The sequence below is a fragment of the Rhizobium sp. 10N414 genome (assembly GCF_056394785.1).
The window spans coordinates 24623-37985 of sequence record NZ_JBFTIN010000032.1 but is presented as its reverse complement, the minus strand read 5'-3'; the positions used below and the strand labels follow the sequence as shown (position 1 = coordinate 37985).

Annotated in this window: 10 protein-coding genes; 1 reads left to right on the top strand and 9 read right to left on the bottom strand. The window is 59.3% G+C overall.

What is annotated here, in order from left to right:
- Positions 1-155: 155 nt before the first annotated feature.
- From AC1DE4_RS23720 to AC1DE4_RS23690, 7 genes are all read right to left on the bottom strand, one after another.
- Entirely contained in the window at positions 156-986 is an 831-nt protein-coding gene (locus AC1DE4_RS23720) for a response regulator (RefSeq protein WP_192240551.1), read from the bottom strand.
- Positions 987-1131: 145 nt separating this feature from the next.
- Positions 1132-3645: a GcvT family protein gene (locus tag AC1DE4_RS23715; protein WP_477883347.1), complete on the bottom strand. Its 2514-nt coding sequence runs from the start codon at positions 3643-3645 to the stop codon at positions 1132-1134.
- Positions 3646-3852: 207 nt separating this feature from the next.
- Positions 3853-4116, bottom strand: coding sequence for a hypothetical protein (locus tag AC1DE4_RS23710; RefSeq protein ID WP_192306538.1), 264 nt, complete (start codon positions 4114-4116; stop codon positions 3853-3855).
- A gap of 121 nt (positions 4117-4237) precedes the next feature.
- Complete coding sequence (locus tag AC1DE4_RS23705) at positions 4238-6835, bottom strand: mechanosensitive ion channel domain-containing protein (RefSeq protein WP_477883344.1); 2598 nt, start codon at positions 6833-6835, stop codon at positions 4238-4240.
- Between the two features lie 31 nt (positions 6836-6866).
- Entirely contained in the window at positions 6867-7424 is a 558-nt protein-coding gene (locus AC1DE4_RS23700; protein WP_477815572.1) for a DUF924 family protein, read from the bottom strand.
- 40 nt (positions 7425-7464) lie between these two features.
- The gene (locus AC1DE4_RS23695; protein ID WP_026371450.1) at positions 7465-8904 is read right to left on the bottom strand and encodes an MFS transporter; all 1440 of its coding nucleotides are present in this window, start codon (positions 8902-8904) and stop codon (positions 7465-7467) included.
- Between the two features lie 182 nt (positions 8905-9086).
- Positions 9087-9803, bottom strand: a complete 717-nt coding sequence (locus tag AC1DE4_RS23690) for a cysteine hydrolase family protein (RefSeq protein ID WP_477883342.1) — start codon at positions 9801-9803, stop codon at positions 9087-9089.
- A 333-nt stretch (positions 9804-10136) separates the two neighbouring features.
- Between AC1DE4_RS23690 and AC1DE4_RS23685 the strand changes: the two genes are divergently transcribed.
- Positions 10137-11249: an acetate/propionate family kinase gene (locus AC1DE4_RS23685; protein ID WP_169680147.1), complete on the top strand. Its 1113-nt coding sequence runs from the start codon at positions 10137-10139 to the stop codon at positions 11247-11249.
- A 10-nt stretch (positions 11250-11259) separates the two neighbouring features.
- Here the strand turns inward: AC1DE4_RS23685 and AC1DE4_RS23680 are convergent, their stop codons facing one another.
- Entirely contained in the window at positions 11260-11916 is a 657-nt protein-coding gene (locus tag AC1DE4_RS23680) for a CBS domain-containing protein (RefSeq protein WP_018854688.1), read from the bottom strand.
- A 217-nt stretch (positions 11917-12133) separates the two neighbouring features.
- On the bottom strand, positions 12134-13312 hold the full coding sequence (locus AC1DE4_RS23675; RefSeq protein WP_018854687.1) for an amidohydrolase: 1179 nt from the start codon (positions 13310-13312) through the stop codon (positions 12134-12136).
- Positions 13313-13363 lie beyond the last annotated feature (51 nt).

The following is a 13363-nucleotide window of genomic DNA, read 5'->3' as shown; positions in this document are numbered from 1 at the left end:
GTCCGAATCGACCGTCTTCTCGACTTTTATGAAGATAACTCACAGAAACACGCCTGAGAAGATATCGAGACTTGGCAACACCGGAAATTGCATAAATCTCCGTTTCCGGGGGCTTGAATGCGTCCCATCTACAATCCTCGAGCGCAGGAAGTGCGTCAGGCAACGGCCCGCTCCCTGCGCATCAACTGGATCTGCAGCAGCGTGTCGAGGTTCTGGTTGACGCGGCAGTAGAACTCTTCGTCGATGAATGGGCGCAGCATGAAGTCGTTACCGCCGGCTTTGAGGAACCGCGCCGACAGCAGCCGGTTGGACGATGACGACACGCCGATGATGCGCAACTCGTGCGAGCCGATGTTGGCGCGTATGCGTCGCGTCAGCTCGAAGCCATCGATATCGGGCATGTTGTAGTCGGTGATCATCAAGCCGATGTCGCGATTCGCCTTGAGGATTTCGAGCGCCTTGGCGCCGCTTTCCGCGGTGTTGACCCGGAAATTGTAGCGCTTGAGGCGGCTCGAGAGCAGCGCGCGGGCCGTAGCGCTGTCATCGACAATCAGAACATGATGACGATGATTGGTAAGGAAGCGGCAGATCGATTCGGCAAGAAGATCAACCGCGAAGACATTGTCCTTGAGGATGTAATCGACGATGTCCTTGGCGATCAGCTTGTCGCGCATACCTTCTTGGAACGTGCCGGTGAAGACGATGGTCGGGATGCTGAGATCGACCAGATATTCCAATGCTTCGCCATTTTCGGCACCGGGCAGATTGATGTTGGAAATGGCAAGCGTGATCGGGTCGGTGGACTTGTCATATGACAGCTGCAGCTCTTCGAAACTTCGGCAGATCTCCACGTCGATATCGAAAAGCTCCTTCAGCCGCCTGCCGATCATCGATGTGAAGACATTGGAATCCTCGGCGAGAATAATGCGCGCACCGGCAAACATGCCTCCGGAATATTGCATTCCTGAAATACCCAAAAACGCCATTTCGAAACCTTTTGATAAAATGGTATCCCCGCTTCAAAGCGGTACAGTAGCCGGTTTGAATAAGTATTAATCGGCTGCGGTCACTGACCAACAAAAAGGCGGCCACGAGGGCCGCCCTGACTTTCTTCGAAACATGCTTAAAGGACTATGCCCTCAGCGCGGCGTTGTCCGGATCGAAGGGGCTCTCGCCGACGACGGTGGCGTTGTACGTCGTGCCGAGGATCTTGATCTTCAGCTTCGTGCCTTCCTTGGCGTAGTCGGGACGCAGCATCGCCAGCGCCAGCGACCGATTGATGCGGAAGCCGAAGGTGCCGTTTGTCGCACGTCCGACGAGCTCGCCAGCCTCGTTGTAGATGGCTTCGGAACCGCGGGCATCGACATCGTTGCCGGTCTCGACGACGAGGGTCGCGAAGTTCCACTTCAGCCCCTTGTCCTTGTAGGCCAACAGCCCCTCACGACCGAGGAACTCCTTCTCCGGCTTGATGAAGCGATCAAGCGCCGATTCATAGGCGTTGTACTCGATCGACATCTCGCGGGGGATGAGACGGTAGGACTTCTCGATCGACATCGACAGCATCGCGCGAATACCGAACGGCTTGATGCCGAATTCGGCCCCGGCTTCCATCAGCTTGTCGAAGATGTAGTTCTGCATCTCGATCGGATGATGCAATTCCCAGCCAAGCTCGCCGACGAAATTGACGCGCAGCGCATGTGCGCTCGCAACGCCGATCGAGATCTCCTTGCCCGACAACCACGGGAAGTCCTTGTTCTCAAGGCTCGTCCGCGTGAGCTTCTTGAGCAGGTCACGCGACTTGGGACCGGCAAGCACCAGCACACCGAGTCGCTGCGTGATCTGCTGCAGCCGAACGGAACCATCGGTCGGCGCGAGCCTGCGCAAATAGTCATGGTCGTGCGCCTCGTAGGCGCCGGCTGACACAAGGTAGAAGCGGTTCGGAGCCCATTCATAGACCGTGAACTCGGCGCGAACGCCACCGTGAACCGTCAGCATGTGGCAGAGCGCGATGCGACCGCGCTTCTTCGGGATGGCGTTGGCAAAGATCGATTCCAACCAGGCGCGTGCGCCGGGGCCGGAGACTTCCATCTTGGCGAAGGCGGACATGTCGAGCACACCGACATTCTTGTGCACATTCATGACTTCGTTGCCGACATGCTCGAAGTAGTTCGAGCGCCGGAACGACCAGCGTTCAAGGATGCGACCATCCTCTTCAGGATCGGAGTGATTATGGTTGGTGAGGACATCCTCGCCAACGCCAATCTGATCCTTCGGCAGGTCGTAGCCTTCAGGTGCAAACCAGTTGGCGCGCTCCCAGCCATAGACGGAACCGAAAACAGCACCCAGCCTCTTCAGGCGATCGTAGACCGGCGTCGTCTTCAGCGGACGAGCGGCACCGCGCTCTTCATCGGGATAGTGCATGGTGAAGACGTTGGCGTAGGCCTCTTCGTTCTTGGCGATGAGGTAGCCTTCGGTCGCATAGGGACCGAAACGACGCGGATCGACGCCCATCATGTCGACGGTCGGCTCGCCATCCACGATCCATTCCGCCAACTGCCAACCGGCGCCACCGGCTGCGGTGATCCCGAAGGAGTGCCCCTCGTTGAGCCAGAAATTGCGGAGGCCCGGTGCGGGACCAACAATCGGGTTGCCATCGGGCGTATAGGCGATCGCGCCGTTATAGACCTTCTTGATGCCGACTTCACCAAAAGCAGGGACGCGGGCGATCGCGGTCTCGATATGCGGCATCAGGCGATCGAGCTCTTCCTGGAAGAGTTCGTACTCGCTCTCATCCGACGGACCGTTGACGTAACAGACTGGCGCGCCGTGCTCGTACGGCCCGAGAATGAGGCCGCCATTCTCTTCGCGCATGTACCAGGCGCTGTCGGATTCGCGGAGCACGCCCATCTCCGGCAGGCCCTTGGCCTTGCGCTCGAGGATCGCCGGATGCGGCTCGGTGACGATATACTGGTGCTCGACCGGGATAACCGGAATGTTGATCCCGACCATCTCTCCGGTCTTGCGGGCAAAGTTGCCGGTACAGGAGATGATGTGCTCTGCCGTGATCTCGCCCTTGTCCGTCGTCACCTTCCAGAGGCCATCATGCTGCTGCTCGATCGCGGTGACTGTGGTGTTGCGATAGATCGTGGCACCGCGGTCGCGCGCACCCTTGGCGAGCGCCTGGGTCAGATCTGCAGGCTGGATGTAGCCGTCATCGGGATGCTGGATCGCGCCGAGGAGACCATCCGTCTCGCAGAGCGGCCAAATCTCCTTGACCTGCTCCGGCGTCAGTACGTTGACCTTGACGCCAATCGTCTCCGCGATGCCGGCATAGTACATGTACTCGTCCCAGCGATCCTTGGTGCGCGCCAGACGAATGTTGGAAACCTGGCTGAAACCGACGTTCATGCCGGTTTCCTTTTGAAGCTCCTGATAGAACCGAACCGAGTACTTGTGGATCTGGCCGACCGAGTAGCTCATGTTGAACAAAGGCAGCAGACCCGCGGCATGCCATGTCGAACCGGAGGTCAGTTCCTTGCGTTCGATCAGGACGACATCGTCCCAGCCCTTCTTGGCGAGGTGATAAAGCGTCGAAACGCCAACGACGCCGCCGCCGATGACCACTGCGCGCGCATGTGTCTTCATGGAGAATTACCCTCTGTTCTACTAACCTGTCCGACGAATGCCGCCGACGGAAATCGCCTTAGCGAACTATGCAGCGAGGCCGGGCTTGCCAAATGCCTGTTTACGACATGCGAAAAGCTTGCCGCGACTGCATGCAAATAGGCAAGCCGCAAAAGGCCTTTGGTCGAAAATCCGTGGACAAAAATTGTGATCAGAGCGCGCCGTCGTTCACTTTACGACGGCCGATCCCTTGATGATGTCGATCGTTTCGCCGCCATCGAGCCCGATGCGATCACCGTCAGGCGTTGTGATGAAGCAGCCCGACTGGCAGAACGTCTCGGATGCACCAGGATCGAGCACGAGCTGCATCTTGTGACCGCCCTCGGAAAGGACGATCACAACAGCGGCGCTATCGGTATTGGTGATGGAAGCTGCGTGAGTTTGGCCTACGGCCATGAGCGAAAAAAGCAGTACGACGGCAAATCTTGCCATGCAGTGCGGCGCGGATGTTGCGCCCTCCCTCGGAGCGTCTCGGCGCTGCTGCCCCCAGCAGCGAAAACCCGATTGCAGGCGTTATACGGCGACCGCTCTGAACGATCGCTGAACAACGCCTTTACCCCTTGAGATTGCCATCAGCCGACTTACCGCGCAACCGGCGCACAGTGCCGGCCTCGTCGTCCATTTCGCTCGTCTCGGAGACATCTTCGATCTTCGCCGGCGCCTTGCTTGCGGGAATTGCCCCTCCGACTTGGTCCGGCTGGCGATGGAATACGACATCGCTTTGCGGAAGCGGGATTTGGACGCCCTCCTCCCTGAATCTCTTGAGGATCGCGATCCGGAGATCGTTCCGGACCTTCAGGCCGTCCCCCATGTCAGCAAGCATGAAGCGAAGCTCGAAATCCAGCGAATACGGCCCGAAGCGAAGGAACTCGACATGCGGCTCAGGATTGCGCAGGACGACAGGCACGGCATTCACCAGCTCCAGCAGGATGTCCATCACCTTCTGCGGATCGGAATCGTAGCTCACCGAAACCGGAATTTCGGAGCGCCCCATCTTGTTGCGATGGGTCCAGTTACCGACCGATGCGTTGATCAGCTCGGAATTCGGCACGATGATCGACTGCTTGCGGAATGTCTCGATCTCGGTTGCGCGCACGGAGATGCGCTTCACGATGCCCTCAGCGGTACCGGAAACCACGTGGTCGCCGACCTTGAACGGCCGTTCTACGAGCAAAATCAGACCGGAAACGAAGTTCGACACGATGTTCTGGAGGCCGAAACCGATGCCGACCGAAAGCGCCGAGGCAACGAGCGCGAGGTTTGAGAGGTCGATGCCCGCAGCGGAAACGCCGACAATCGCCGCAAGACCAACGCCAAGGTAGCCGATTCCTGTCTTGACCGAATTTCGAACGCCGAGGTCGACGTGGCTCCGCGCCATGACGTTGCTGTCGAGCCAGCGCTGGATCCAGCGCGTCAGCAGGTAGCCGCCTGCAAAGAGAAGGACACCAGTCATTATCCCGACCAGCGAAATGCTGATCCCACCCAGCCTGACCTCCGTGAGAAGGCGATAGGCGATAAGTTCAAGATCCTGGATGTGGAAGCCCCACAGGAGCAGCACCAGCGGAATCCCAACTATCAGCGCGACGGCCGAGATGCACATGCCAACCAACAGGCCCGCTTGGTCGATGGCAACAGGGCCGAGTTTGAAACGCTTTTGGAGGAAACGACCAAGCGATGTCTCGCCAAAAGTCTCGCTGCGTGAAATCGCTTTGCCCGACAGGAGACCGATATAGGTCGTGACGATGATCGCGCCGGTGATGATCAACTGGGTCGCAACAAAGCGCGCAAGCCCGACATAACCAGTCAGCGCGGTTATGATCAGCCCCGCACCCAGGACGCGCAGAATGATCGCCATGCCCCGCGGCCAATGGCGTCCCGGCGCGTCAGGATCGCCATTTCGCGCCAGCATCGGCCTGCCAAACGAGGCAGCAATCAGGATGAAGCCGATGATCAATGCCGCAATCAAACTTTTGACCACGGTCAGGACGAGTGGGGACCCCATCGCCTCGCTGATGCTGCCGAAGAGGTAGTCAAGCGCATTGACGATGGCCATCGCGAGCAAGCAGGCTCCGATGGAACTCGCACCGCGGTTGGAAAGCTTGACGAGACGCCATTGCGGCTCCTTCGGTGCGAACACCGCATTGGTGAAACGCCTGACGAAATAGATCAACCCGATCGCACCGAAGAGCGCCCCGATGATCGGCGCGATATCCGGTCTCAGAACGTTGAAACTGTTGAGGAAGAAATAGGAGGTCACCAGGAGCGTAGTAAGCGCGAACGTCCGGATCAGCGTCGACCAGAAAGCAATCGAGAGACGATTGATATAGGAGGGCTGCTCGTCCGTTTCCTTACGCTGCAGGTAGCGACCGAAGATGCGGTAACCGCCGGACAACAGCACCAACGCCGTCACAAGCGACATGAAGATGGCCGCGAAGAACGCGAAAGCCTTGAACTTCAGTACAAATCCCAGCCAGCTTCCAAGGGCTTGGACAAACTCCGACCCCTCTTGGACGAAGGCGCGCGCCGCATCGTCAATAACAGAAACCGAGACATCGGTGCGTCGCAGCAAGGTCGCGGCGAAAAGCTGTCGGCGTGTTTCAGCGATAACGTTACCAAGCTTGCTGATGGAAGCAGAGAGGGTCTCGGCATCACCGGTAACGGCGTTAATCTGGGCGCGCTCGGCCGTCAGGGCGTTGCGTTCGGTCGTAACGATCTCCGCTTCGGCCGGCTGCCCTTCCTTTGGTGGATCGCCTAGCTCGCCAAGGCGGTTCTTGATCTGGTCGAGCCGCGGCCGGAGGCCGACGGATATGTTGAGAACCGAGCGCCCAAGTTCGTCGGTCTTTCCGGCGAGAGCCACCAGCGCGTCGTCATCGTCGCCTTTCTGCCTTACGCCGTCCTCGAGCGCGACGAGGTCCTGCTTTGCCTTCTCCAGCGCCTTAGCGGCCTGCTCGATCGGACCGTCAGCAACTGAAGCCTGCTCGGTCGCCTGGGGCTGTTGCTCGGCCTGCGGTTGAGGCGCCTGCGCGCTTGCAAGGCTCGCGCCAACGGTCGCCAGCGCAGCGACTAGGAAAATGCGAAGCAAGAGTTGGGTCGGCCGCAAAATATCCCCGCTCGGAAGGTTCTGGATCAAAATTGGAGTCCAGTTTTTCATAAGAAAGAAAGGCAACAGAAAGGCGACGCGCTCAGAAGCCTGCACCCGGCTGTGCCAGATATTCTAGTTCTGCCACGGTCGATTGTCGTCCGACGATGGCGTTTCGATGCGGAAATCGACCGTGGGCGGCGATCACCTTATGGTGGCGAAGCGCATAGTCGATATATTCCTCATCGCCAAGCGCCCTGAATAGTGCCACGGCACGATCCTGCTCGGCCAGATCTTCGCAGTGCTCGAAGGGCATGTAAAAAAACGTCCGGCATTCCGGGCTGACCTGCTGGTCGGCGCCAGCTTCCACGGCAAGCTTTGCTTCCCGCAGCGCAAGCCCATCGGTGGCAAAGGCGAGCGGTGTCGTGCGGTAGATGTTGCGAGGAAACTGGTCCAGCACGATTACTGCGGCAAGCCTGCTGTGGGGCGTCGCACGCCACTCCTCCGACACGTCGCGCGAGAGCGCAAGATGCGTGTCGCGGAAGCGCTTGCGAATATCCCGATCAAGCTCCGTCGTCGCTTTGAACCATTGATCGCGGCCGCACTCCTCGAACCAGAAGTCGAAGACCTCCTGTGGCGTGCAGACATATCCGAGTTTCATATTTCCTCCCGCGAGAGCCGCCCGACTGCACGGCGGCCAACTATTTCGTGCCGATCTTGTGACCCGACACCTCGGCGCCTGCATCCGGCACCAGCCGCAGGAAGCTCACTGACGATATGATGCCGATTGCGCCGACGACAAGAAACGCCCATCGGAAATCGACGAGCCCCGGCCCCTCGACACCGCGCAAGGCGACGGAGATGTTGAGCACCGCCGCCGCGATCGCCACGCCGAGCAACATCGAAATCTGCTGCAGCATGCTCGACAGAGTGGAAGCCGAACTGCGTTGTGCAGAACTGATATCGGCAAAGGCCAGTGTATTCAGTGCCGTGAATTCCATTGAGCGCGAGAGACCCGCGGTCATCAACAGCACGTAGATAACAATACGCGGCGTCTCGGGTACGAGAAAGCCGCAGGCGGCAATCGCCGATGCAGCAATCAACCCGTTGAAGAAGAGCACCGCGCGAAATCCAAACCTGGCGAGCAGCGGTGTCGTGACGACCTTCATGCCGAGGTTTCCGAGAAAGTAGACCAGCAGATAGGCACCCGCTTCGATCGAGCTCAATCCGAATCCGAGTTGGAAGAGGAGCGGCAAGAGGAAGGGCGTCGCGTTGATCGCGAGACGGCTCGCCGTCCCGCCTGAAAGGGTCGCGATCGCAAAGGTTTGCACTTTGAAGGCAGAGAGATCGAGCAATGGATTGCTGACTCGCCGGAAATGCCGGGTCGCCATGACCGAGAGCACGAGCCCTGCCACCAGCATCAGCAAAATTGGTACCAGCCCGCCATGCCACTTCACCGAGAACTCAAGTGCTGCCAGCAGGAAGGTCAATCCGCCGCCGCTGAGAACGAAGCCAAGTAAATCCAGCCGCCCGGCATCTTCCTCGCGCTGTTCCGGCACGAAACGAAGAACCAGCGCCATGCCGAGCACCCCGATCGGCACATTGATGAGGAAGTTCCAATGCCAACTTGCGTAGGTGGTGATGAAGCTGCCGAGCAGCGGACCGACAACGGGAGCCGTCAGCGCCGGCCAGGTTATCAGCGCGATCGCCTGGACGAGCTCCGATTTGCGGGCATTCTTGAGGACAATGATCCGGCCGACCGGCGTCATCAGCGCACTGCCCGCGCCCTGCACCGCGCGGGCGATGACAAACTCCGCAAGCCCATCGGAGAGCCCACAGAAGAGCGATGCGATCGTAAAGACGGCGATCGAGGCCATGAAGACGCGCCGTGCGCCGTATCGATCCCCAAGCCATCCCGAAAGCGGAATGAAGGCCGCCATCGTCAGCATATAGACCGTGATGCCGATGCTCATGGATATCGGTTGAACGCCAAAACTCGCCGCCATCTGCGGCAATGAAGTGGTGACGATGGTGCCGTCGAGAATCTGCATGAAAAACGAAACGGCAACGACCAGCGCGACGATCTTTGCCCTGCGGATGCTCTCCACATCGTCTTTCTCAGTCGTCTGCATAGCTGTCATTGATCTGCCGATGTGGAATGGATGCATCCGGATAGAATGGACACAGAAGCGGGATCCGAGGCGTGCCGAACAGCACTACCGCTTGATAGGCCGATCGGCGCAACCCGAAAAGAGAAAAATCCTGAGATCTCAGAGGATTTTGTGAGTAGGGGCACCGATCAGCGGCGGTTGCGGCTTGCCCCCTACCCGGCTCTTGCACTTCTGGATAAGGCGTCAATCACCGCCTCGGACTCCGCTGTCCAACCGAAGAGCAGCTCGATTGCGAGCAGCGACGCTTCATGGTTGCTGCGCATTGTGTCAGCCGCGATTAGTTCTGCCGTACAGTCCCTAAGCACGATGCAACGATAGTCGCGAAAAGTCGCGTCACGGACTGTGGACTCAACGCAGATGCTGGTCGTGGCACCGGTGAAGATGAGCGTGTTGATCCTCCTGGCGCGAAGGAGGGTATCGAGCGACGTTTCGAAAAATGCACTGTAGCGATGCTTGGAGATCACGGCGTCGCCTGGCTGGGGCTCGAGTTCCGGGATAATTGCAGTGTTCCAGGTATCGCGCACCAGGATTTGGCTTTGGATGCCGTTTGGGGCTACCACGGCTGCCCCGATATTCAGGCGCTTGTGCTTGATGCGATGCGGAGCATCTTCGTTACCGGCATCGGAAAGGTCCGCATTATGCTCTTGCCTGGTGTAGACGATGAGCAATGCGTTACGCCGCGCCGCTTCGAGCAACCGCGAAATCGGCTGAACGAGATGCGCGATGGGCGCGACGTCAAGGCCGGCGCGATCGAACATTCCACCACGGCAGCCGAAGTCGTTCTGCATATCGATGACCATGACGGCAGTCCGGCTAGGATCGAAGCTGACCGCTTCAGGGCGAGCAGCAATGGATAGCTGCATTTCCATTCCCATCCCTCCCAAATCGAGTAGCGTGGCGCTCGAGCTGCCCACAACCATAACACGCTGGAGCCTGCCCGCATCGACCACGGCAAGTCCAAACCCTCGGGAATAGAGCCGGCGACCATTACCGCATAAAGGCAGGATTTGATCCACCGCAACGCCACCCGAGAAAGAACTCGTTATACGCGAATCCTGAAACAGAAACAATTTGACACTTGCATCTTCTGCGGCCACCCTGCCGCAGCAGAGGGGTACTCAGTGCCGGCGCAGGGCAATTGCGACGCCCTGACACACCGTCTCGCTTTTGTACTCTCTTGATCGGCCTCGGAGCACAATTCGATGATCGACACGCTGCTTGTTCTCAACACCGGTTCATCGAGCCTGAAGTTTCAGATCTTCGCGGAACGGGACCTAAACGTGCTGATGAGCGGCAAGGTCACCGGTATTGGTGACACGCCTGAGATGCGTGCGAAGCTTCCCAATGGTGAGGAGACGCGAAGTACCCTGCCCGCGAGCACTGATCACAATCTAGCACTCCGCGCGGTGACCGAGCTCATAGGCGGGCACGATCACGGCTGGCGCACAACAGCCGTTGCCCATCGCGTCGTCCATGGTGGGCAGACCTTCCGAGAGCCCGTCATTGTCACGCCGGATGTGATGCGCCGCCTCGAGGCGCTGATCCCGTTAGCGCCGCTTCACCAACCCCACAATCTCGCCGGTATCACCGCTTCGGCGAGAATCGCGAGCGGAGCGCCCGATATTGCCTGCTTCGACACAGCCTTTCACGCAGGCCACGACGAGCTGACCAGCAGCTTCGCACTACCGCAGGAGATGCGCGACAAAGGCATGCGCCGCTATGGCTTCCATGGGCTTTCCTATGATTGGATTTCTCAGGTGCTGTCCAAGGACTATCCGGACCTCCATGCCGGCCGTGTCGTTGTTGGCCACCTCGGCAATGGCGCCAGCCTCTGTGCGTTGAAGAACGGCGTCAGCGTCGATACGACGATGAGCATGACCGCGCTCGACGGCATTCCTATGGGAACCCGCAGCGGCTCAATCGATCCGGGCGCCGTTCTCTACATGATCCACGACCTGGAGCTCGGCGTCGAAGCGGTCCAGGATATCCTCTATGAGTGTTCGGGCCTGAAAGGCTTGTCCGGCATCAGCAACGACGTCGAGGCATTGCTTCAAAGCGACGATCCCAAAGCCGCCTTTGCGCTCGAGTATTTTGCCCGCAAAACGGCTCAGCATATCGCGATGATGGCCGTCTCCCTAGGCGGCATCGATGCGCTTGTCTTTACGGGCGGGATTGGCGAGCACGCCGCCCCTGTCCGCGAGGCAATCCTGCGAAGGCTGCGCTTCCTGGGTGATTTCAAAACGCTAGTGATCCCGACCAACGAAGAACGACTGATGGCAACACAAGCGAAAAAGCTTCTCCGTACGGTAGCCTGAGGATCTCCGATCAGGCAACACCGAGCTTGTCGATGAAGCCGCTGACGCCCTTGAGGTTCTCCACCAGGACACGGATGGCGCGCCGCTCCAGTTCGCTCGATACGGTCCCTTCAAGCACCGCTCTGGAATCCTGAACCGATACCTTGATCGCATCGGTGTCGAGACCAAGGTCACCCTGCAGTCGCGCGCGGATGGCGCGGGCGAGAGCATCGTCACCACTTGCCGTTCTCTCGGCCGGCGCCGCAACGATTGCTTTGAGGAGATCGATACGGCTGACGATACCGAGAAGGCGCTTGTCGCTGACGACGGGCACCCGCTTGATCTTGTGCCGGAACATCGCCTCGGCGATCGCCGCAACCGGCGTATCCGGCGTCACGCTGATCACGCTTGCGGACATGACATCCGATACCCGCCAGCTGCGGCTTCGGATATAGTCGTCGAGGTCGACGAGCGACGTCTCATCCGGCTTGCCGGCCGATCTGCCGCCACCGAACTCGATGCGCCGGAGGAGGTCTCCTTCTGTCAGCAGGCCACAAACATTGCCATCGTTGTCGATAACAGGCAGGCCGCTGATATTCTTGGCAACCATCAGGTCTATTGCCTGATGGATGCTGCTATCGGCGCTGATCGTTGTGATGTCGGTGTTCATGATGTCTTGAGCAAACATGCTAATCCCATTGCACTCTGGAGGAAGTCAAATGGTTCCGACGTGACGCTGCGCGAACCGCGCATGCATCCGATGCTGAAAATATTGCGCAAATCCACTCCCAAGTCGATCAGGGATTGCGATCTAATTTGACCGGAGATGCGAAGGCACCGCGCCGACGGAACGGAAGCAGGGTCCTCGCCATCGGCCAATCACCGGCGGGAATGTCCGGCAGCTACTACAGGGGCCGCCGGAGGGTAGCTCGGCCGAGAATGTTCCTGATGGCGCGCATGAAGACCCGCGATCCGGTCGCGATCAGCTCATCGGGAAAATCGTAGTCGGGGTTGTGCAGTCGCGGATGATCTTCACCCGCCCCGAGAAAGAACATCGCTGCGGGCGCCACAGTCCGGAACAGACCGAAGTCTTCAGAAGCTTTCATTGGCAGCAGGCTACTGACATCGTCATGGCTGACGCCCTCGTCATCCAGGGCACGCCGCAGCTCCTTGACCGCTTCGGCGGAATTGTAGCACTGGCGGAACACGTCCTCGTAACTGATCTCCACCTGCAATTGCCCGGCCTTCGCCTGGGTCTGCACCAGTTCCTCGGCGCGGGAAACCAACGCTGCCATCGCTTCATCGGTCAGCGTCCGCAGGGTCGCCCAGATCTGCGCTTCGCCGGGACTGATCCCAAATGCCGGCTCCCCGAGCCGCGCATGTGTGACCGTAACCAGCGAGTAGTCCGGCCCCAGCGGCCCATTGTTGCCCAACGCCGTCAGATCACCGAGCAACCGCGCCAGCACGAAAGTCGGCGCAATGCCCTGCTCCGGATAAGAGGCGTGCGATGTCTTACCCTTTAGAATGATCTTCATTCCGCGCGATGCGCAATTGACCGGCCCCTCCTTGAGAAGGACGTGTCCGAGCCGGATACCCGGGAAGTTATGAAGCGAGAGCGATAGATCCTGCGTCAGCGTCGCAAACTTCGGATCGGCAAGCACGGCCGCTGCCCCTGCACCGTTCTCCTCGGCCGGCTGGAACATCAGGATAACCCGCCCCTTCGCAGGCCGCTCGTGCCCAAGACCCTTCGCGAGTGCCATCAGGATCGCCATGTGACCGTCATGGCCGCAAAGGTGGCCCTTGCCCGGCACCGTCGAACGGTGCGCGACATCGGAGATTTCCTCGATCGGCAGGCCATCCAGTTCCGCACGGATCATGATCGTCGGACCTGATGCCGCTCCTTCATAGACGGCCGCGAGGCCATGGCCGCCGATGCCGGCAACGATGCGATCTGGCCTCGTGCGGCCGAGTTCCTCTGTAACGCGGGATGCGGTTTCCGCCTCCTCACCCGAGACTTCCGGATTGCGATGAAGTTCCCGTCGAAACGCTTTGATTTCGCTTAGTTCTCCATCAGTCAAAAATATCACCAGAATCCTCGGAACACGAACAGCCTCACCTCAAGAGCGCGAGCCTAA

What these genes read in the sequence shown, in the direction of transcription:
- AC1DE4_RS23720 (WP_192240551.1), bottom strand. Translation starts at nt 986, where the DNA reads ATGGCGTTTTTGGGTATTTCAGGAATGCAATATTCCGGAGGCATGTTT.
- AC1DE4_RS23715 (WP_477883347.1), bottom strand. Translation starts at nt 3,645, where the DNA reads ATGAAGACACATGCGCGCGCAGTGGTCATCGGCGGCGGCGTCGTTGGC.
- AC1DE4_RS23710 (WP_192306538.1), bottom strand. Translation starts at nt 4,116, where the DNA reads ATGGCAAGATTTGCCGTCGTACTGCTTTTTTCGCTCATGGCCGTAGGC.
- AC1DE4_RS23705 (WP_477883344.1), bottom strand. Translation starts at nt 6,835, where the DNA reads ATGAAAAACTGGACTCCAATTTTGATCCAGAACCTTCCGAGCGGGGAT.
- AC1DE4_RS23700 (WP_477815572.1), bottom strand. Translation starts at nt 7,424, where the DNA reads ATGAAACTCGGATATGTCTGCACGCCACAGGAGGTCTTCGACTTCTGG.
- AC1DE4_RS23695 (WP_026371450.1), bottom strand. Translation starts at nt 8,904, where the DNA reads ATGACAGCTATGCAGACGACTGAGAAAGACGATGTGGAGAGCATCCGC.
- AC1DE4_RS23690 (WP_477883342.1), bottom strand. Translation starts at nt 9,803, where the DNA reads ATGGAAATGCAGCTATCCATTGCTGCTCGCCCTGAAGCGGTCAGCTTC.
- AC1DE4_RS23685 (WP_169680147.1), top strand. Translation starts at nt 10,137, where the DNA reads ATGATCGACACGCTGCTTGTTCTCAACACCGGTTCATCGAGCCTGAAG.
- AC1DE4_RS23680 (WP_018854688.1), bottom strand. Translation starts at nt 11,916, where the DNA reads ATGTTTGCTCAAGACATCATGAACACCGACATCACAACGATCAGCGCC.